The sequence below is a fragment of the Vibrio kasasachensis genome (assembly GCF_050337565.1).
Classification (GTDB): Bacteria; Pseudomonadota; Gammaproteobacteria; order Enterobacterales; family Vibrionaceae; genus Vibrio; species Vibrio kasasachensis.
This window is the reverse complement of record NZ_JAKJTB010000011.1, coordinates 312,558-332,515: the sequence shown is the minus strand read 5'-3', so window position 1 is coordinate 332,515 and position 19,958 is coordinate 312,558. Positions and strand designations below refer to the sequence as shown.

Sequence of the window (19,958 nt, the reverse complement as noted above, 5' to 3'; positions counted from 1 at the left end):
TTTATTTATCGCGCTCTAATCTGAGCAGTCTCTCGCAACATTTAATTAATATGTTAAATACTTTATTTAATATGTTAACTATTGTCCAGCTTTGCAAAACAAGTGAAATTAATCATACAAAACAAATAGATATATAGATAAGTAGCTTTTTAAATGAAAGGAGACTTAGATAGTTACACAAATACAGTGACCAGCATCACTAAAACAAGCCTGTCTAGTGAGCGTTTAGATAGTAAAAACCATGAAAACTGCGAGGAATTAGAGAAATTAATTGCCAATTATTGATCTAATTAACATATTAAGTATTTGCAACACACGTTATTAACAATTCGCGTTGCATTTCTTCGTGATTAGTTAATATATTAAGTAAATATTCAAACGACTCACTCAGTGAGCAATCCAATCTAACGTGAACGAAAAAGGACTAGCGTTATGCGACTAAATAAAATCGCCGCCATTACGACATCCGCTCTGCTACTCATGGGATCAATGTCAGCCAATGCAGCACCAGAGAAAGTAATTAAAGTCAGCACTTGGGGCTCGCCAAACCATGGCATCAACAAAGTAGTATGGCCAACTTGGGGCGAGTGGATTGAAGAAGCAACAGAAGGTCGTGTGACTTTAAAAGTGGAATACGATCTTGCACCTCCACATACTCAAATCGATGTGGTTACCGATGGCATAGGCGATGTAACTTGGATTTTTCATGGGCATAAAGCCGGTCGTTTCAAATTGACTCAACTACCAGAAATTCCAACATTTATCGAGGGAACCAGCTCTGAGTTAATGTCACAGGCTTACTGGCGCACATTTGATAAGTACCTAAAAAATGGTCGCGAACACCGTGGAGTTGAAGTAATGGGCTTGAGTGTTCATGGTCCGGGTCAACTAATCACCAAAATGCCTGTTGATTCACTCGATGACATTGAAGGTAAGAAAATTCGTGTTGGCGGTGGGGTTATCTCTACCATGGCAAAAGACATGAAGGTCACGCCCGTTTTTATCCCTACCACCAAGGTGTATGAATCTCTATCACAAGGTGTTGTAGAAGGAGCTTACTTACCATTTGAGGCACTTAGCTCATTTCGTTTAGCGGAAGTAGCGGATAACACGCTCGTTATTCCTGGGGGTTTATACCGCGGTAGCTTCGCGATCATCATGAACCGCGATACGTTTGCTGATCTTTCCAAACAAGATCAAGAGGCAATCCGCGCAGTGTCGGGTGAAAAGCTATCACGCCTATTTGGCCAAATGTGGGACAACGCCGATCAAAATGCTTACCAACAAGCACTTGAATCTGGTCACACCTTCACACCTGCATCTAAAGAGATGCTGGCACAGCTTAAACAAGCAAGCGAGCCGTTGGTTGCCGATTGGTACAAAGTTGCTGAGAAGCGCAAAGTGGATGGTCCGGAAGCTTATCAATACTTTAATGCTCAACTAGAGCAAGGGATGTAAAGCCTATGACTGGTTTTAGTTTCGCTAAGACCATAGAGCGAGGGCTTGGCTCCCTCGCTGCTTTGAGTCTATTCCTGATGATGGTCATCACCTTTGCTGATGTAACGGCGCGAAACCTATTCAATGCCCCTATTATGGGCTCAACTGAAATGGTTGAAGTGCTATTAGCAATAATGGTGTTCATGGCATTTCCTTTGGTCTCTTGGCAAGAAGAAAACATCTGCGTTGACCTTTTAGACAACTACTTCCCCAGTAAATGGGTAGGTATACGTCAAATAGTGATTAACCTGATCTGTTCTTGCTCACTGATCTTAGTCGCTGCAACAAACTGGAAGCTCGCAGGTCGCTCAATGGAATATGAAGAAGTGACAGAGATACTTGAATTACCACTTGGGTTTGTTACTTACCTCATCGCTATTACTGGCTTTATTGGTGGTGCGCTGACTTTGTTTAATGCTGGCTACTACACCAAAAAACTTTTCTCTCGTACTGACTCTTCTTCAGACGTAAGCATCAAAAGCAAGGAGGCTTAGATGATTGAGTCAATTATTGGTTTTACAGTATTGATCACACTGATCTTGCTGCGCTTGCCCCTCGCGTTTGCTATGGGTGTCGTGGGGTTTGTTGGATTTTGGTATATCAATGATTACAACTGGACAGCCGCGATGTCGATGGCGGCGCGACGTATCATTGATACCGGTCAAGACTACGGACTCTCGGTCATTCCACTCTTTATCCTGATGGGGAACTTTGTCACCAAAGCGGGCATCTCTAACGAGCTTTATCGGGCCTGTAATGCCTTTGTCGGGCATCGCCGCGGTGGTCTTTCTATGTCAACCATATTAGCCTGTGGTGGCTTCTCCGCCATTTGTGGATCAAGCCTTGCAACATCTGCAACCATGTCTAAAGTTGCAATGCCACCGATGCGAAAATATGGCTATTCAGATGGCTTAGCCTCTGCGTCTATCGCGGCTGGTGGTACTCTTGGGATTTTGATCCCACCCAGCGTGATGCTGGTGATCTACGGTCTATTGACTGAAAGTAGCATCCGAGAGCTATTCGCTGCTGGCTTCTTACCTGGCTTACTCGGTATTGGTCTCTATCTCGCGGCGGTACAATGGGTTGTGATGCGCAAACCAGAAAGTGCGCCACCGGGCGAAAGAGTGAGTTGGAAAGATCGCCTAGTGGCTCTGAAAGGGATTTTTTCAACCTTGCTGCTGTTCGTCATCGTTATGGGTGGCATCTACATAGGCGCATTTACGCCTACTGAAGCGGCAGGTATTGGTGCTTGTGGTGCATTTGCATTGGCAGCAGTTCGCGGCAAGATAAACTACACCGTGTTGCGCGAAATTTTGATTGATACCGCGAAAACATCAGCGTCTCTCTTCGCGGTGGTTATTTCCGCGCTGATTTTGTCTAACTTCGTTAACCGAGCAGGCTTACCGACCGCGCTGGTTGATTTGATCCAAACTGCCAATGTCACGCCAATGATGGCTCTCGGCATTATCTTGCTAATATACATCATCCTTGGCTGTGTCTTTGAAAGCATGTCGATGATGCTACTCACGGTACCGATTTTCTTCCCTGTTGTGGTAGAGCTAGGTTTTGACCCAATTTGGTTCGGCATTATCGTGGTGGTGGTCACTGAAATCAGTTTAATTACACCGCCTGTCGGTTTGAATGTTTTTGTCCTTTCCGGGCTAATAAAAGACATCAATACCGCAACCATTTTTAAAGGCGTCCTTCCTTTTTGGGTCGCTGATATGGTTCGTTTAGCACTGATTGTGATGATACCCGCGATTGCGCTGTATTTGCCAAACATGCTCTATTAACTGCCTTTTAGGCTCCTTAGAACATTTAGGAGCCTTTTTTATCTATTCATCATAAGACGAAACAAATTACTATAAGACGTAGCCATGTTTTGTAGTAGCCTATAGCTAGGGATGCCCAACGGATGAGTCGCATGATCCTGCAATATTATTGGCTTAATAATAAACAAGGTTAGCTCAATGACTAAATACGAAAATTCTCTGCCAATTCAGCTAATTAAGGCTAGAGATGTTGCAATGCAATACTTTCGTCCTGTTCTTGCAGAGAATGATCTCACAGAGCAACAATGGCGAGTGTTGCGTGTGCTTGAATCGAAAGGTCCAACCGATTTTTCAACCCTTTCTCAAGAGACGTGTATTTTGAGCCCAAGTTTAACGGGTATTATTAGCCGCCTAGAGAAACAAGGTTTTGTAACCAAGCAAAAATCACCGCATGATGGTCGTCAATTCTATATCCATATCACTGATAAGACCCAAGCGCTAGTCGAGCAGTTAAGACCACAAATAGAACAACAATACACAGCGCTTAAGAAAGCGTTAGGTGAGAAAAAATATCAGCAGCTTTCGCAATTACTCAATGAATTGATCGAACTGCCGACCAAATAGGCAAGTTTCTAGAGATATAAAAACACCCACTCTCGTGGGTGTTTTTATATCTAATGATTAACTGATGTCATAGCGCCATTTACAGCGGAAACGCCGATGAGCTATCACTTAGCCACTCCAACTAAGCCACTTCGGCAATTGGAGCCTTCGCGTCTACAGACTTAAACTCGCGATCAAAGTAGATCAAACCATCTTTATCTTCAGTGCGAATAGTATGCAATTCAACGAAAAACACCGAGTGAGTGCCTACTTCTTCTATAAAAGCTACCTTGCCTTCTAATGTTGCCAGTGCTCCTTTCAAAACAGGTACTGTATCTGCGTTTTTCTGCCAGCCTTTTAGTTGGAATCGCTCTTCCATTGAAAGCCCTGTCATACCCGCAAAGTGCATCGACATTTCTTGATGTTCACTAGCACAAACGTTAATGCATACATTGCCATTCTTCTTGATGATCTCGTTAGAAGCGCTATTGCGATTGACACACACAAGCACTGTAGCCGGTGTATCCGTCACTGAGCATACGGCTGTCGCAGTAATGCCTATAGTGCCAGCTTCGCCACCTGTGGTGACAATACTAACCGCAGCAGCGAGTTTAGACATAGCGTTACGAAAATCCTGTTGTAGAGACATGTTATCTTCCTTATGAGCTGACTTATGCGAGGGCTTCTTTGGTATGGTTTTTTTAAAGCCTCATCAATTTACGTCACTATAGTGACTGACTCTCACGGTCGAAAACATAGACTCTTCTTTTAATCGCTTGTACTTTTCGTGGCTTAATTAACCAATACCTGCTGGCTAGCAATGAGAAGAAATTGGATGTTTTTGTACCACCTCGTTCTCCGTTACCTATTCAGCTAGTGTCTGAGACAGTGGTTTATCTGGTGCTGCATCCTAGTAAGCCGATAATTCAAATACAGCACTAGAAGGCACTAACTCACAGCATTAAATCCATTAATTAATATGCCGTTATTTGGGGAGTTATATTCAATAGCATCCTTGGTTTCTTACAAACAAGAATTTTTTCCCTATTTAATCTTGAGTTTTATTAGCTCACTCTATCTTCACTTAAAAAGAAAACGCCAATCAACACATCCCATTGATTAACCATCATTTCACGCATAATTTCGATGCTATCTATTACCCAAGAAACTTGAAGATGCAGGTAGGCGGCAAGTAAGAAAGTTCCCTGAGCATAGGTGAACTATGTGATTGGGGCGCACGAACACAGCCAACACCGCTGCAACTTCAAGTATGACGGGTATAATGACAAACACCTAGGATACGCATCATGAATAAACTCTGTTTGGTTTTTATACTGCTCCTCGCGGGGTGTAAAACCTCATCTGAAGACAAGACGTCTTCCCCTCCCCCGAGCCCAATCGCCCCTGTCGTCATAGAAAAAACACCCGAGCTGATCCAAGAGCTAAAAGCTCAACCCACAATTGATGACCAATTTGGAGTTATCTATGAAAACTTCGAGCATCTGCTTGACCGAAGTGAGTCATTAACTGGTCCTGATGGAAACAACAATGGGATACGTGATGACATTGAAGCCTTTATTGACGCTTTGGAAATCACAGAGCCGGTTCGTAATGTGCTTAAACAAAATGCCCATTATCAACAAGAAAACTTAAATTATGACTTCAGTGATAAGAGCGATGCAAACGCCAGAATAGCTTTGGAAATTAGCCGAAAATATGACAAAGTTATCGCCTGTAAAGCGTTTCTAGGAATTTCAGTTGATGACATAATTGATACCTCAAGAACAATCGTAGCGTTAACCTACAATACTAAAGCGCGCACCATGGCATATTTGGCTTACAACCGCATTCTTGATGGAACAATATCTACTGCTCTCGCGCATGAGGAGCAATATTGTGAATAGTATTAAAGTATTTATTATTCCATTTTTTCTTTTATTCTTTCCACCTAAAATCAATGCCAACTCATGTGAAATAAAAGGCTATACGATTGGTTTTTTTAATGGTGTCGCAACCACAATTGATGACGCAAGAAATGGTAGGTATAAACTTAAATCGACTATTAATATTGATAGCTATAATGGGGAGCACGTCGAATATCAACTTTTCTACAACGATTCTTATATTGATGAAGGCATGATTAATGTACTTGGCGACTTCGCAGAAACCTTTGATCAACGAACTAAAGAAATGCAAAGTGAACAGTTTAATCGCTGGGAGGGATTCTGGTATATTATAAGTGGACAAAAAAACCACAGCATTATTAAAAAGATAGAAAGTATATATGCTGGTTTTTTTGTGTTTCTTCATGAAGAATTTAGTCAGTATATGAACTTCACCATCAGTAGTTTTTTAGAATTATTAGCAACTCTCTCTGGTAGCACACCAAATACTGCAGAAGTTCGTATGAAGCACAATTTAATCAACGACACTAAAACATGGAAAGGAAAGAAACTGATTTATATTGCGCATTCGCAGGGAAATTTATGGATGAATGAGTCTTTTGACTATGTTTTATCTCAACGGGGTTATGATACTTCCAATATAGAGGTAATTCACATAGCCCCAGCATCATATATTACCAATGGCGACTACATATTATCAAACAATGACCATGTTATTAATGGGCTTCGATTGACTGGCATCGTTTCCGTACCATTTTCTAACTTTGTGGCAGCAATAACAGAAAAAGACATGACTGGACATGGATTAATTGAAATTTATCTTTCATCCAGTAAATCCATCAGTATGCTTAAAACATCCGTGGGAAAATCATTTTCTAACTTACAAAAGCCAGATATGGAAGATTTCTTATTTCAAATTGAATATGAGTATAGCCCGAATTTTAGGTCTCAACATGACACACCTCAATATTCTTTTGTTGATAGTAAAGAAGACTTACACTTAAAATATGATCGACCAGATGAATATGCTCAATACCGACCTAATAGTTTACGTCGATTGTCGCGCTACCTAGTTCCGAAAAAAAATATTCAAACACTCCCTTTTTCACTCAAAGATGATGAGGTTAATATTGATGAGGTAACTATTAATTCTTGCTATAGTTTGCATGAAAATGAAGCTAAAACAAGTACGATTCCAAGCAATACCTCTTTCTTGTTTGCAGATTATTCAAATATAAAAAGACTTAGGTCACCATTGGATATGACAGTCACTAAGAAAGTAATTGATCGTTATGGTGAAACTTGGGTCAATCATGAATACGATGCCAGCCCTGAATACGATGATGGATATGCTAGTTGCCTTGGATTCGGAACCTTTATCGACCTAGTTGCCGACCAAAAAATATATTCCAAACAAGAACAAGATTATTTAGGCAACTCGGAATTGTCTGGAACATTTATACTTAGTTCTTTTTTGGATAGCAAATATTGCGAGGGTCATTAGGAATAAATATCTAACTCATTGTTTTGAAAATAGTCTCCATTGCATAAGCCTATTTCAGGACTGGACATCTTACAAAAAAAGGGCCTCGCCATAGCGAAGCCCTTCTTATCTTTTAACGCCGAAATTATTCTTCAGCGTTATGGTATACCTGTTGAACGTCATCACAGTCATCTAGAAGATCAAGGAACTTCTGGAACTTCTCAGCATCATCCGCTGGGATTTCAGTATAAGTCTGTGGAACAAACGTGATTTCTTCAACGTCTAGAGTCAAGTCTGCGTACTCTGCATGTAGAGCCGTTTTCACTTTGAAGAATTCTGTGTGAGGCGCGTAAACAGTGATCACACCGTCTTCAAGCTCAATATCAGCTACGTCACAGTCAGCCATCATTAACGCTTCTAGCACTGCTTCTTCGTCGTCACCTTTGAACTGGAATACAGCTTGGTGATCAAACATATGAGACACAGTACCCGGACCGCCGATCTTCGCACCCGTTTTCACGAAGCACTGACGAACATCTTGGAATGTACGGTTACCGTTATCAGTTAGACAGTCAACAATAACGCTTGCGCCACCAGGAGTGAAGCCTTCGTAACGCGCTGGTTGGTAATCTTCACCGCCACCGCCAGTTGCTTTATCAATCGCTTTTTCAATTACGTGCGCAGGAACTTGGTCCTTCTTCGCCTTCGTGATCAGGTGACGCAGAGACAAGTTCATGTCTGGATCTGGACCACCATTTTTTGCACTCATGTAAATTTCTTTACCGTACTTGGAATAAACTTTAATTTTTGCGCCTGCTGTTTTCGCCATTGAGGCTTTGCGCACTTCAAAACTTCTTCCCATTGGGACGTTCTCTCTAATTTCAATTTAATGCGAGGGATTTTAGCAAAAAATGAGGGCTTTTCAATTTTGCCTCATCGCTTTGGGTCACGCGATGCCCATCATTCGTTTGTATTTATCAACACTTTGCATGAACCAAGTGCGTTCGGCTTCATCGACTAATTGGTTAGCTTGTTGAACAATTACTTCAGGACCTGATTTCGCCTCTTTAAGCTTCCACACCAAAAATGAGGCTTGCTTATCTAGCTCAACCTTATTCTTCTCGCTTGCGGGTAGCAACGACAAATTCACCGACATAGTAAGATCTCGAACCAAAAAAATACAAAGCGGAAATATACCACACCAAAAGGAAATGTAGGGAGAAGAAAACAGGGGTTAGATCAAAAACAGCAAAGGGTGGCTTACAGAATAGCCACCCTACGTGCAAGTATTTACAGCCTACTTCTCAATGAAGAAGACCAAGTTCCTTCGCTTCTTCAATCGTTAAGCCACTTTCACGAATCTCACGCAACGCTTCAATGCGACGGCGAGCTTCAGCGGATTTAACCATTGATGTGGGATTATGTGATTCAACTTCTTCCGTGAAATCCCACTTGTTTGCAATACTTGTCATTTCATCATGGTCGAGTGAATTGATGGACATAAAAACCTCCGAGAAAACCATGCAAGGGACAGGTCCATTCTTAGCAAATCATCCCCTACCTTGTTAAGTACATTCAGTCGAGAATGTGATGGCGATAATAGTTCAAAAAGCTTGTTAAAATTTGCGCTCAATTTCCTTTGCACCACGGTGAAATGCGGATTACATTTAAAAATTATCCTCGAAAAACCTACCTTGCTCTAGATCACTTAAAGTTCATTATGTCACCACTTAGATCCCTAGCGACTCGTCTTCTTCATTGAGACACAGAGACTATTTCTCGAGCAGGTTCACCTTTTTCTCTTAGACTTCTTTTCTCATTCGAATTAAGGGTTAATGATAATCATTATCCTTTACTAATTGAGTGTCGTTATGAGTGAAAATTTCTTGCAGCATGCCTTTCATGCACAACCGATAATTCAAATACGCGATTTATGTGTTGATTACATCACCGACCATGGGGATTTCAATGCGGTTAAGTCGGTCAGTTTTGATATCGGCAAAGGGGAGATGTTTGGATTAGCCGGTGAGTCCGGCTGTGGGAAGAGCACCCTTGCCTTCGCTATCAACCGCTTACATAAGCCGCCCGCGCTCATATCAGGTGGACAAATTCACTTTGAAGACCGCAACCTACTCAAGCTATCGGAAAATGATTTTAATACCATTCGCTGGAGCGAAATCGCGATGGTGTTTCAAAGTGCAATGAATTCATTGAACCCTGTCCTTCCGATCAAAGAACAATTTTTGGATGTACTACGCCACCATAAAGGCATGACTAACCAGCAAGCAACAAAGCGGGCGGAACAATTGCTTGATTTGGTCAATATTCCACGGGAAAGATTGAATGAATACCCTCACCAATTTAGTGGTGGTATGCGTCAGCGTCTGGTTATTGCTATAGCGTTGTCTCTTAATCCAAAACTGATCATCATGGATGAGCCCACTACCGCACTTGATGTGGTGGTACAGCGAGAGATTTTGCAGCAGATCTACCAACTGCGTGAAGAATTCGGTTTTTCGGTATTGTTTATTACTCATGATCTGGCGCTGATGAGCCAACTCTGCGACCGCATTGCCATCATGCGCCATGGAGAAATTGTTGAAGTAAATACCGCTAAACAAATCCGCTCTAACCCACAACACCCTTACACACAAAAACTATGGGCCTCTTTCCCTAATATTCACCAAGGAAAACACCAAGCAGAAGGAGTCTTGGCATGAGCGAAGTGATTATCGAACTGAATAATATTGTTAAAGAGTTCACTATCGGCGGAGGTTTCTCCTCTGTAGAGCGCTTTAAAGCGTTACAAGGCGTCAGCTTTAGTCTGCGCAAAGGTCGCACTTTGGCGTTAGTGGGTGAATCGGGTTGTGGCAAAAGTACCTGCGCTCGATTGATCACCAAGGTTTACCCTTCAACGAGTGGTGAGATCTTTTTTAAAGGCAGAAACATTCAAGAGATCCAAAGCCGCAAAGATCTGCTTGATTACCGTAGTAAAGTACAAATGGTGTTCCAAGATCCCTTCGGCTCGCTTAATCCCACCCATACCATTGAACATCACCTGACTCGCCCGCTTAAGATCCACAAACAAGTGGAAAACAAGCACGAGATCCCAGCAAAATTGCAAGAGTTGTTAAAGATGGTGGAGTTGGATCCGGATACATTGCAAAAATTCCCCCACGAGCTCAGTGGCGGACAACGCCAACGCGTTAACTTAGCCCGTGCCCTTGCGGTCGGTGCGGAAGTGATTCTTGCGGATGAACCAACATCAATGCTTGATGTTTCTATTCGTCTAGGTGTGCTGAACTTGATGCAAAGAATGAAAAAGGAGCTGGGCATTGGTTTTCTCTACATCACACATGACTTAGCAACCGCTCATTACATCGCAGAGGAAACAGCAGTGATGTACAAAGGTCAGATAGTAGAATGGGGAGATACCCAGGCAATCTTAACCAACCCACAGCACCCTTATACTAAATTGCTCATCTCCGCGGTGCCTGATCCGGATCTACCATTTGGTCATTTAGTTGAAAGTGAACCAAACTATTCACAACAAGCCGACCAGATTCGCTCTACTAGTGCAGTTGTTCACCATAACGTAGAGCAGGTAGGTCCTAATCATTTCGTAAAACAATGGGATAACGCAGCATGATCCAACTAGAATCGTGGGTGGAAGAGATCAGTCATTGGTATCAAAACCGAAAGCATGATCAAGACGAATCATTGCGTAACTTGATCCTTTCCGTTCCCGATTCTGTTTGGGGTCCAAAAGTGACTGACTTGCAAAGCAAAGCGATCGCTTGCTGGCTTGATGGATGCTTGCGAGTCTTTCATGGGTTGCGCTACAAAGATCCAGTGACAGCGTATCAATATCTACACCTGGCAAGCGGAAAATTGCAAGCCAGCGCAATCCAGCCTGTCGCGGATATTGAATTGAAAGATTGGTCAATGAAGCGTTTACAACACCTGACCGTACTCGCACTTGAGTTTTGCAATCAGCAAGAACAAAGGCGATGGGAGAAAGAATCCCACAAACTGATCGAGTCTCATGTTCAGTTTATGGCAGCACTAAGATGGAACGAACCACGAAAGCATGATCAAGGTAGCGCGACTTTTCATTGATCCAGTCATGATAACTTAGCCCTCACCTTGATCATCTTTCCGTATTTCGAATCATGTGTCCGATGCTTTAAAGGCGTAGCGCGCTATTATCAACGCGGCAAATTAAAGATTAGTCCACTCAAAGAAGCTTAAAACTAGTTCAATTTTCGGACAATTGATAAAAAAAAAGCGAGTTCCGAAGAACTCGCAAAAAATTCAGAATGAATCTAACAATATGAGCCAATCTCTAGGATAGGGCGTATCCTAATTTCATCAGAAAGGACAAAACCTTGTCTATTCAGGAATAATAATAGCCTTTGCCCTGTGAGTATTGTCAGTGCTTTGTCAGCTTACGGTAGTAAAACTGTCTGTTTATTGAGCAGTCATATCTTAGATAGCAACTTCATCGAGTGCCCTAAACACCATCTCATCTAAATGACCATCCATCACTTGTTTACACACCTTACGGCGTACAGCTAAGCCGGCTATCAAGCGTTCAATCGATAGATGCTTATTGATACTTTGGCTATTGTAGAGCTCGATCATCTTACTTAATGTTTCATATGGGATCGGTGTTTGATCAACACGGAGCCAATCAAGCTTGTCAACGAGCTCCTGACACTCTTCTCGGATTGATCCTTGGGAATGCCCTGTCATTGCTGCTAAAGCCGCTATACTGCGCTCTAGAGCCTCTTCAGAGGTATATTTAGATAGCGTTATGGTAATTTCGTCCGCATTAATCTCAACTAGATGCTTGCGCTGCTTAACACGACGACCTAAGTGCCCTTTTGGCGAGCGCTCTTTACGCTGTATTGGTTCAAATTCACCATCAATAATTTGAGATAGCTCATCAAGCTGCTGACGAGTCACCATTTCATTGCGTAATGGATTTGGCAACGTTGGCGCCATATTGCGTTTTCCCGCATTGGTAGTGCGAGCGCGCGAGTAACGTAGAACTTCTTCCACGTCGCACTTAATATCTACCTGATAATCTTTGATCTTATCTTTTTCGCTGACGGTGGTGATCGTCAGATGATAACCCCACAAATTCACCACAAACAACTCATCTGCTCCTTTACCGTCTGATAGACGCTTTAATTCACGGATCAGATCCATTGAGAAACGACGCCACTCAATGTTACGTGCCAATTTTTGGTTCAACTCGCTCAATAGCATCACATCAGTATGACGACGGGACATCCTGCTACGAAAGTAACTGTAAAGTTGGAAGACTAAGGTATGTTGCTTCAGAATTTCTGGCGGAAATAGGAAGAAATAATCACGCGTTAATAGCTCTTCATAGAATGACGGCTCCCAGACCAAGATATATAGGTTCGGTTTAATGCGTATTTCGCCGTCAGCGCCCTCTGTAGGTGCCTCTTCCGATGCAGTAATGGTTCTGGCTATAAAACGGAAACGATCGCTCTTAAAGCCTTCTGGCATGTTCTCACTGAGCCAACGCCCTGTCAGTTCATGTAATTGGAAATCGGTGAATTCGATTCGATCGATACTGTCTCGTATTGAGTCACGTGCTGGTCCACTATCCTTTTTGCCACGCAATGACAAAATATCAGTGATATACAACGGTGTTTTGTTAGGAACGTGTTTCGCATCAAGTTGGTATTGGTGCTGATGATGATCGTGATATTGCACTGTTAGTGTGAACAGGGCGAATAACGTCATAAGATCATCAACTGTCATGATATTTTTCGATGATCGAGTTTCGATCACTGCTCGTGTGCCCGAGATCGAAACCATAGATTTTTGATAACTTTTTCGAGTACGTGGTGGGGCTAATGCTTGGTCGATAATACCTGCCCAGTTTGTTGGCGATACCACAAATTGATCCGCTTCATCCTTCATCGCTGGTGGCGTATTTAAACCATATTCGTTTAATAAACGTTTGTTTACTTGCGTTTGAGCCAACGCTTTAGAGCGTTTCTTTTTCTCTGTTTGCTTGACGCTTTCAGTCACTAAACTGGTCGCACCAAGTGCTGAGATCAATTTGCTTGGGTTAACAAACTTATGCAGCATGGTTTTACCAGCTAACCCCTCTTCAAACTTCACTGGAATTTGGTCGAATAAACCAACACTTACAGCTGCGCGTAAACGCTGTTGAATTGCTGCACGTGTAATTTGTCCATCGGTCGCTTCGATTAACTCTGTTGTTGAAACAAGACCATCTTTGCTGCGAAAACCACGTAATGAAATTAAATTCAGAAGTTCTACTATGCTTTTCGTCACACCTTTGAAGTGCTGGTATTGTTCGATCCAGTCAACTGCTGCTTCAGAGACTTCAAACAGATGTCCATCTTTGTGACTGCGTGGGTTGTTGATCAGTATTTTTTGTTCTGAATTCATTTTTGGATCCGTATCACAGAAGCCGTAATATCGTCATAGTTCCTGAAGAATAAAGAAAAAAAGATCAGAAAGAAAGAAAAAAATTACTGCTCTTTTAAACTGATCTTTCTGATTAAGATGATCTATATTGATAATATGATCTATTGATCTGAAGGTGAAATTGCCTGTAAGGCACTGAAAGTAAACATGTATTTTTTTACATCGCTGAAAGCATGATCATGACTTTAACGAAACGATGATCATTGCATTAATGAAAGCATGATCAAATTTATGAGAAACGATGATCATCATAACTTCGAATGAATGATCATTGCTTTTCGAGAAGCATGATCAACGTTGCTACACATCTTATCCACAAGACGGAGTATGATGTTGATAAGTCATTAGCTAAATTTTGAACAACGTTAAGCGATATTTCATTTTTACCCGCAACGATGATCAAGGATATCCTCCAGTTTTAGATATTCGATCATTATCTCAGCACTTATTGAATCGAAAATCACGATGACGTTATATTAATTGTCGATATTCATTCAATCTGGCTATGGTGAAAGCATGATCAAGGTTTTTCCGTTTTTTGCCCCCAAAGCCTCATGTTTCCTCAATTTGACTCAATTTTATTGATAATCCTCCGTTAGGCTAGTGTTCATCTGCATTGCGCCGTAATCCAGACAACAATTTACATGCTTCCGACAGTTCTAATTCCTTGATCATTGATCCAAGTTTTGATCATCTAAGTGGTGGAAATTAAAAGGTAGTTTATTTATTGATTTTACCTTGATCATTTTTCCATACAGGGGGAATTACATTGAAAGCATGATCAAGGAAAACATCATGATCATGCTTTCGAGAGCGCTCTGTTTATTTGGGAGCTGTTGTAAAGATGTTTTCATTTTGCCATTGTAAAAATAGTATCAGTGAGTATTGAAACTGGTGTTCTTCAAAATCCATTTGACACCACCCGTAGTTTAACGGTGAAAACTAATCGTTCCGTGTAAACTGAGCCAAATTCAGCTGATTTGAAGTTTTTTACAATGTAAATTGGTGACGTGGTAACATTTGAAATCTATCTTAGTTTGTCATGTGTTAGTTGAAAGAAGAGAGTCTAAAAATTAAGCTGGTTTTCTCATATTTCACTAAATTGGTTATTATGTATCATTTTATTGTGATGCTTATCGATTGGTTTGGGTTCACCTTTTTATTGTGAAAGGCATTAAATGCTGTACAATAATTGCAGGTTACTAATTACGGAATTTGGCAATGAAAAGAGAACAGACGATCGAGAATCTCATTCGGCTAGCGGAGCAAACAGCACAGGTTCAAGCAGACCGTATTGAGATTGTGTTGGAAGAGCGAAGTGATGAACATTTTCCTCCAATGTCTAAAGCATTGATGGAAACTCGTTCTGGTTTGACTCGTCGTAAATTAGACGATGCAATCAGCAAAATTGAAGCTGATGGACATCAATTTACTAAGAACAATGCTAACCACTATTCTATTTCGTTACAAGAAGCGCATATGCTAATGGATGCGGCGGGTGTCCCGAAGTTTTTTGAACGCAAGCAGCCAGCAGTGAGCAAGCCTTGGATTATCAATGTGCAAAACCAAAAAGGTGGCACAGGGAAATCGATGACAGCAGTACATCTTGCTGCTTGTATGGCTCTAAATCTCGATAAGCGTTACCGCATTTGTCTTATCGACTTGGACCCACAAGGGTCGTTACGTCTGTTTCTCAATCCACAAATCAGTTTGACTGACCATGACAACATTTATTCTGCTGTTGATATCATGCTTGAGAATGTGCCGGAAGGGGTTGAAATTACATCTGAATTCCTACACAAAAATGTATTATTACCAACGCAATACCCAAATTTAAAGACCGTTTCAGCTTTTCCTGAAGATGCGATGTTTAATGCGGAAGCCTGGCAGAACTTATCTCAGAATCAATCACTTGATATCGTTAAGTTACTCAAAGAAAAGTTGATTGATAAAATTGCTGATGATTTTGATGTGATTATGATAGACACAGGTCCACACGTCGATCCATTGGTGTGGAACGCTATGTATGCTTCAAATGCTTTGCTGATCCCTTGTGCTGCTAAGCGCTTGGATTGGGCATCGACTGTTAACTTTTTCCAGCACTTACCAACGGTTTACGAAATGTTTCCCGACGATTGGAAAGGGCTTGAGTTTGTGCGCCTGATGCCAACGATGTTTGAAGACGACAACAAGAAGCAAGTATCTGTTCTTACTGAAATGAACTATCTGCTTGGTGATCAAGTCACAATGGCGACAATTCCGCGTAGCCGGGCATTTGAAACTTGTGCAGATACTTACAGTACCGTATTTGATCTAACAACCAGTGACTTTGAAGGTGGTAAAAAGACCCTTGCAACGGCACAAGACGCAATACAAAAGGGCGCACTCGAGCTAGAACGTGTATTGCACAGTCATTGGAATTCACTAAACCAAGGGTAAACAACTCATGGCAATTAAAACTTCAGATTTGAACGCTAGATTATTTGGAAAAACCAATAAGCGCCGCGCGACCACGCCGCAAGAAGCGCAACAAGCAGCGAAAGAACAAGCGCAAGTGATTGAGCTCGCCGTTGCTGGTGAAGAGATGGTTGCGTTTGAATTGATACGTATTGAAGCGGAACAAGTTGAAAACGAAACAGTGGTGTTTGCTGAGAATGCTCGTGAGCAATCCTTTTTAAATCAGCATGCTTTGTCAGACGTTCTCGTCACACTTCGTGAACGTGGTCAGCAATATCCGGCTGTCGGACGTATGCGTGAAGATGGCAAGATTGAAGTACTCGACGGTAGCCGTCGTCGTATGTCTTGTATTCTGGCAGGTAAACCATTTCTGATTTATGTGGCGCAGAACATAAATGCAGAACATGCTAAATTTTTGTCTGATGTTGCAAACGCACACAAGCCTTTATCTCTTTATGAAAAGGGTAAAGAGATGCAAGCCAAACTTGAGAGCGGTGAAGCAGAAGATCAAAAAGCGCTAGCAAAACTGTTTCAGTGCAGTGAAGCACTAGTCAGCGGGGCTTTAAAAGCGGCAGATTTGCCACTTGAGTTGTTGCAAGCGTACCCAAATGTTGCTGATCTTGGTCGTCCTACAATAGTTAAGCTGCACAAGCAATTTAGTCAGTTGAGCCATGCTGATAAAGGAATGCTTCTAAAGAATTGTCGTGATAGCGATGGTTTTGCTTGGCAACGTAGTGAAGCACAAGGTGTTGCGCGCATAACTAAAGATGTCTCAGAGATGATTGAAGGATGGGTCGAAGAGCTTTCACCAAGTAAACGCAAGGTTAGTAATAAAGTAGATTTGGTCAAAGGGCGAGTTAGTTATAGCCGAAAAGGAACGAATCTAGCGTTAACCATGAAAAAAGTTGACGACGAAGTTATGAAAGATATTCTTGATTATATCGAGAATATTTTGAAATAATCCCTTAATAGACTGTACCAAATTCATAAGCCGCTTTCCGCGGCTTTTTTATTGTCTACATAACTCCAGCCGAAATCTCACCAACCTAAGCATATTTTTTCCAACGATGGCAGTTTTCATTCATAACACAGTATACTAGTTGGAAATTACTATTCGTTTCTAAGTTATGTTATCAAATCAGAAATTTTTGACCCAATTATTCAAACTAGCCCTTTTGCGCAAGCATCGCTTTGGCATCGTTCTTCAAGGTGAGGACAATTGGCAAGACCAGTTTTGTCAAATGGCTGCAGAACTGTCTTCTGGCGAATGTTTCAAGCTTGGCGGTGTTGATTGCCACTATTCAACTCAATGGCGCGCAATGGGTAAAGGACAACAGTTACTGGGGCAAGAATGTGGTCTATTGGTGATAGATCTTCGCAATGACGTCGATGCCAATAGTTTAACGGCTTTGATTGGTACATTGCGCGGTGGTGGATTGGCTATTTTCCTACAAGGAAAATACCAGCAAGCTAACTTAGCTAACCAGTGGCTCTCTCGTGCTCTAGGTTATTTGCTGGTAGTAAAGCAGCATCATGCGTTACCTGAACTACCATCACTATTTGATGGGGGCAGTGCTGCGTCTCCTTTTGAGATGCAGAACAAAGCGATTGAGCATATCCACAAAGTAGTGACAGGACACCGTCGACGTCCTTTGGTTTTAACAGCGGACCGCGGTCGAGGGAAAACCAGTGCATTGGGTATTGCAGCTGCTGAGTTAATGATGCAAAGGAAAATGAGAATTTTGGTCACTGCGCCAAACGTGGGTAATGTAACTCCTTTGTTTGATCATGCTCAACAACGTCTAGTAGGCTCAGAAAGAACTAAGTTTAGAATAGATTGGAATGGCTCCTCTATTGAGTTTGTTGCACCTGACGAGTTAGTGCGAGGTTCTTTAGAGTGTGACCTTGTATTAGTTGATGAGGCTGCTGCAATGCCTTTGCCTATCTTGATTAAGATAGTAGAACGCTATCACCGCGCTGTTTTCTCGACAACTATTCATGGCTATGAAGGTTGTGGACGAGGTTTTACGCTAAAGTTTCAAACGTGGTTATCAGACAATCGACCAGGTACTCGTTTCTATCATATGGAAACCCCTATTCGTTGGTCAGCTAATGATCCGTTGGAGCTTTGGCAGTATCAGACCTTTTTGCTTGAATGCGAATTAGCTCAGTTCGATAGTGTTGCTGAAGCGTCGGTGGAGCTAATTAAATTAAATCAAGCCACGTTGTTTGAATCACCTGAGATTCTGACTCAATGTTTCGCGTTGCTGGTCAATGCTCATTATCAAACAACGCCAAATGATCTGTTCTTGTTACTTAGCGATTCAGCGATGAAATTCTTTGCTGTATTCGATGGAATTAACTGCATAGGGTGTATTGTTGGCGTTGAAGAAGGGGGACTAGACAAGGATACTGCTGAGCAAGTTTTGCTTGGTAAACGGCGACCAAAAGGTCACTTGGTCGCTTCATCACTTGTCAGTCATTTAGCTGTTGAACAAGCAGCAACGGATTCAAGCCTTCGAGTAATGCGGATTGCAGTCCATCCTCAGTGGCAAGGACAAGGTATAGGGACTCAAATGTTGAGTCGGTTGAAAGAGCTAACCAACTATTGTTTCTATTCGACTAGTTTTGGTGTGACAACGGATCTTCTTAACTTTTGGCTAAAAAATCGATATCAAGCAATTAAGCTGGGTAGTACGAGAGATCAAGCCAGTGGTTGTCACTCATTGATTATGGTTGATGGTGATGCAGACTGGATTGAGCGTGGGGTTAATCTATTGTCTTCAGGTTTGAATTATCATTCTAAACAGATTTTTCGAGATCTCGACATAGATTTGATGTGTTGTCTAGCTGACTCGGTCAAAGGGACACAGCAAAAGATGCAACCAATTGAAATACGACTATTGAGCAGTTATTCCCTTGGCGGGACAAACTATGAGAATGTGGCGCCGATTATTGAAAGAGCGGTTTGGCTAGTCGGGCTGAATAAAGATTTTGCATTGCTGTTTAGAAAAGCTGTGCAGCAATGGAGTTGGAGCGAATGTGCTAGTGAGTTTGGTTTAACCGGTCGTAAACAGCTAGAAGTTGTAATGCGTAAACAGGTGTCCCAAGTTCTTGAACGGTTATAATGTCAATTTACAGTGTAAACACAGTGAGAGTTTACACTGTAAATTTTAAAACAAATTACCGACTATCCTATCTATCAGGACGTCTCTGTCCTCAAATGATTCAGTGCAACGTGGTCGCTTTCTTAAATTGCCCTTGTGAATTTTGACATGTCATAACAAGCGTCTACCGTACGGCATATTCTTGTATTGAAGGTTTGCGTAATAGTAATTTCTTCCTACACTCATCAATAAGCAATTAATTTCACTTGGTTAGGTTTGATGAAACCAACCTTCAAGTACTTGCCGTTTTGGCAGCCTAAAGGGGGGAAGAGTCATGTCTGTAAGGGCCGAAGTTAATACGGAGTCGAAGCAAATAATCATCTTTGTAAAAGGAGCCTTTGGCTTCAATTTAATTCACGAGTTTAAACGCTGCTATTCCGACAAGCGTGACTATCAATTTACTATAGATTTACGCAAAGTTGATTACATTGACAGTGCTGGCTTAGGCATATTAATTAATATGCAGAACTATTTGGAACACAATGACGGAGCGATAAAATTAGTTAACACTCTGCCGCAGGTACGTAAGATTCTCGCGATCTCTCGATTCGATAAAAAGTTCAGGATTGAATAAGGC

At 41.8% G+C, this 19,958-nt stretch carries 18 protein-coding genes; 13 read left to right on the top strand and 5 right to left on the bottom strand.

The genetic code is table 11. The features are described from left to right. The first annotated feature begins 432 nt into the window (after window positions 1–432). The 4 genes from L4C38_RS08410 (at window position 433) to hpaR (ending at window position 3,893) form a co-directional block, all read left to right on the top strand. Window positions 433–1,458: a TRAP transporter substrate-binding protein gene (locus tag L4C38_RS08410; protein WP_428797088.1), complete on the top strand. Its 1,026-nt coding sequence runs from the start codon at window positions 433–435 to the stop codon at window positions 1,456–1,458. A 5-nt stretch (window positions 1,459–1,463) separates the two neighbouring features. Continuing rightward, entirely contained in the window at window positions 1,464–1,991 is a 528-nt protein-coding gene (locus L4C38_RS08405) for a TRAP transporter small permease (protein WP_428797087.1), read from the top strand. Then, on the top strand, window positions 1,992–3,290 hold the full coding sequence (locus tag L4C38_RS08400) for a TRAP transporter large permease (RefSeq protein WP_428797086.1): 1,299 nt from the start codon (window positions 1,992–1,994) through the stop codon (window positions 3,288–3,290). A 177-nt stretch (window positions 3,291–3,467) separates the two neighbouring features. Further along, the gene (hpaR, locus tag L4C38_RS08395) at window positions 3,468–3,893 is read left to right on the top strand and encodes a homoprotocatechuate degradation operon regulator HpaR (RefSeq protein ID WP_428797085.1); all 426 of its coding nucleotides are present in this window, start codon (window positions 3,468–3,470) and stop codon (window positions 3,891–3,893) included. 121 nt (window positions 3,894–4,014) lie between these two features. On the opposite strand, the gene hpaC is transcribed toward hpaR, so the two are convergent. After that, window positions 4,015–4,521: a 4-hydroxyphenylacetate 3-monooxygenase, reductase component gene (hpaC, locus tag L4C38_RS08390; RefSeq protein ID WP_428797084.1), complete on the bottom strand. Its 507-nt coding sequence runs from the start codon at window positions 4,519–4,521 to the stop codon at window positions 4,015–4,017. A 658-nt stretch (window positions 4,522–5,179) separates the two neighbouring features. On the opposite strand from hpaC, the gene L4C38_RS08385 reads away from it, so the two are divergent. After that, window positions 5,180–5,776, top strand: coding sequence for a chromosome partitioning protein ParA (locus L4C38_RS08385; protein WP_428797083.1), 597 nt, complete (start codon window positions 5,180–5,182; stop codon window positions 5,774–5,776). Beyond that, window positions 5,769–7,280: a hypothetical protein gene (locus L4C38_RS08380; RefSeq protein WP_428797082.1), complete on the top strand. Its 1,512-nt coding sequence runs from the start codon at window positions 5,769–5,771 to the stop codon at window positions 7,278–7,280. Before L4C38_RS08385 ends, L4C38_RS08380 begins: the two co-directional genes overlap by 8 nt. 124 nt (window positions 7,281–7,404) lie before the next feature. On the opposite strand, the gene L4C38_RS08375 is transcribed toward L4C38_RS08380, so the two are convergent. The 3 genes from L4C38_RS08375 to L4C38_RS08365 form a co-directional block, all read right to left on the bottom strand. Then, window positions 7,405–8,121 (bottom strand): YebC/PmpR family DNA-binding transcriptional regulator, encoded by a 717-nt coding sequence (locus L4C38_RS08375; RefSeq protein WP_428797081.1) that lies wholly within the window; start codon window positions 8,119–8,121, stop codon window positions 7,405–7,407. A gap of 84 nt (window positions 8,122–8,205) precedes the next feature. Then, window positions 8,206–8,415, bottom strand: coding sequence for a DUF3283 family protein (locus tag L4C38_RS08370; protein WP_428797080.1), 210 nt, complete (start codon window positions 8,413–8,415; stop codon window positions 8,206–8,208). 148 nt (window positions 8,416–8,563) lie between these two features. Continuing rightward, window positions 8,564–8,761 carry a PA3496 family putative envelope integrity protein gene (locus tag L4C38_RS08365; RefSeq protein WP_428797079.1) on the bottom strand — a complete coding sequence of 66 codons (198 nt, stop codon included), beginning with the start codon at window positions 8,759–8,761 and terminating at the stop codon, window positions 8,564–8,566. Between the two features lie 369 nt (window positions 8,762–9,130). Between L4C38_RS08365 and L4C38_RS08360 the strand changes: the two genes are divergently transcribed. The 3 genes from L4C38_RS08360 to L4C38_RS08350 are packed head-to-tail and all read left to right on the top strand — an operon-like array spanning window position 9,131 to window position 11,378. Then, complete coding sequence (locus tag L4C38_RS08360; protein WP_428797078.1) at window positions 9,131–9,979, top strand: ABC transporter ATP-binding protein; 849 nt, start codon at window positions 9,131–9,133, stop codon at window positions 9,977–9,979. Then, window positions 9,976–10,908: an ATP-binding cassette domain-containing protein gene (locus L4C38_RS08355; RefSeq protein WP_428797077.1), complete on the top strand. Its 933-nt coding sequence runs from the start codon at window positions 9,976–9,978 to the stop codon at window positions 10,906–10,908. Before L4C38_RS08360 ends, L4C38_RS08355 begins: the two co-directional genes overlap by 4 nt. Further along, window positions 10,905–11,378 (top strand): transcriptional regulator, encoded by a 474-nt coding sequence (locus L4C38_RS08350; protein ID WP_428797076.1) that lies wholly within the window; start codon window positions 10,905–10,907, stop codon window positions 11,376–11,378. The genes L4C38_RS08355 and L4C38_RS08350 overlap by 4 nt, the downstream gene beginning before the upstream one ends. Before the next feature lie 369 nt (window positions 11,379–11,747). On the opposite strand, the gene L4C38_RS08345 is transcribed toward L4C38_RS08350, so the two are convergent. Then, complete coding sequence (locus L4C38_RS08345) at window positions 11,748–13,718, bottom strand: replication initiator protein RctB domain-containing protein (RefSeq protein WP_428797075.1); 1,971 nt, start codon at window positions 13,716–13,718, stop codon at window positions 11,748–11,750. A 1,260-nt stretch (window positions 13,719–14,978) separates the two neighbouring features. On the opposite strand from L4C38_RS08345, the gene L4C38_RS08340 reads away from it, so the two are divergent. From L4C38_RS08340 to L4C38_RS08325, 4 genes are all read left to right on the top strand, one after another. Then, window positions 14,979–16,196, top strand: a complete 1,218-nt coding sequence (locus L4C38_RS08340) for a ParA family protein (RefSeq protein ID WP_428797074.1) — start codon at window positions 14,979–14,981, stop codon at window positions 16,194–16,196. Window positions 16,197–16,203: 7 nt separating this feature from the next. Continuing rightward, window positions 16,204–17,175 (top strand): ParB/RepB/Spo0J family partition protein, encoded by a 972-nt coding sequence (locus tag L4C38_RS08335; RefSeq protein ID WP_428797073.1) that lies wholly within the window; start codon window positions 16,204–16,206, stop codon window positions 17,173–17,175. A 187-nt stretch (window positions 17,176–17,362) separates the two neighbouring features. Next, entirely contained in the window at window positions 17,363–19,342 is a 1,980-nt protein-coding gene (locus L4C38_RS08330; RefSeq protein WP_428797072.1) for a tRNA(Met) cytidine acetyltransferase TmcA, read from the top strand. 313 nt (window positions 19,343–19,655) lie between these two features. Next, window positions 19,656–19,955 (top strand): STAS domain-containing protein, encoded by a 300-nt coding sequence (locus L4C38_RS08325; protein WP_428797071.1) that lies wholly within the window; start codon window positions 19,656–19,658, stop codon window positions 19,953–19,955. Window positions 19,956–19,958: the final 3 nt, after the last annotated feature.

Bases quoted from the DNA above. Each gene is read 5' to 3' on its own strand.
- L4C38_RS08410 (WP_428797088.1), top strand. From the start codon at position 433: ATGCGACTAAATAAAATCGCCGCCATTACGACATCCGCTCTGCTACTC.
- L4C38_RS08405 (WP_428797087.1), top strand. From the start codon at position 1,464: ATGACTGGTTTTAGTTTCGCTAAGACCATAGAGCGAGGGCTTGGCTCC.
- L4C38_RS08400 (WP_428797086.1), top strand. From the start codon at position 1,992: ATGATTGAGTCAATTATTGGTTTTACAGTATTGATCACACTGATCTTG.
- hpaR (WP_428797085.1), top strand. From the start codon at position 3,468: ATGACTAAATACGAAAATTCTCTGCCAATTCAGCTAATTAAGGCTAGA.
- hpaC (WP_428797084.1), bottom strand. From the start codon at position 4,521: ATGTCTCTACAACAGGATTTTCGTAACGCTATGTCTAAACTCGCTGCT.
- L4C38_RS08385 (WP_428797083.1), top strand. From the start codon at position 5,180: ATGAATAAACTCTGTTTGGTTTTTATACTGCTCCTCGCGGGGTGTAAA.
- L4C38_RS08375 (WP_428797081.1), bottom strand. From the start codon at position 8,121: ATGGGAAGAAGTTTTGAAGTGCGCAAAGCCTCAATGGCGAAAACAGCA.
- L4C38_RS08370 (WP_428797080.1), bottom strand. From the start codon at position 8,415: ATGTCGGTGAATTTGTCGTTGCTACCCGCAAGCGAGAAGAATAAGGTT.
- L4C38_RS08365 (WP_428797079.1), bottom strand. From the start codon at position 8,761: ATGTCCATCAATTCACTCGACCATGATGAAATGACAAGTATTGCAAAC.
- L4C38_RS08360 (WP_428797078.1), top strand. From the start codon at position 9,131: ATGAGTGAAAATTTCTTGCAGCATGCCTTTCATGCACAACCGATAATT.
- L4C38_RS08355 (WP_428797077.1), top strand. From the start codon at position 9,976: ATGAGCGAAGTGATTATCGAACTGAATAATATTGTTAAAGAGTTCACT.
- L4C38_RS08350 (WP_428797076.1), top strand. From the start codon at position 10,905: ATGATCCAACTAGAATCGTGGGTGGAAGAGATCAGTCATTGGTATCAA.
- L4C38_RS08345 (WP_428797075.1), bottom strand. From the start codon at position 13,718: ATGAATTCAGAACAAAAAATACTGATCAACAACCCACGCAGTCACAAA.
- L4C38_RS08340 (WP_428797074.1), top strand. From the start codon at position 14,979: ATGAAAAGAGAACAGACGATCGAGAATCTCATTCGGCTAGCGGAGCAA.
- L4C38_RS08335 (WP_428797073.1), top strand. From the start codon at position 16,204: ATGGCAATTAAAACTTCAGATTTGAACGCTAGATTATTTGGAAAAACC.
- L4C38_RS08325 (WP_428797071.1), top strand. From the start codon at position 19,656: ATGTCTGTAAGGGCCGAAGTTAATACGGAGTCGAAGCAAATAATCATC.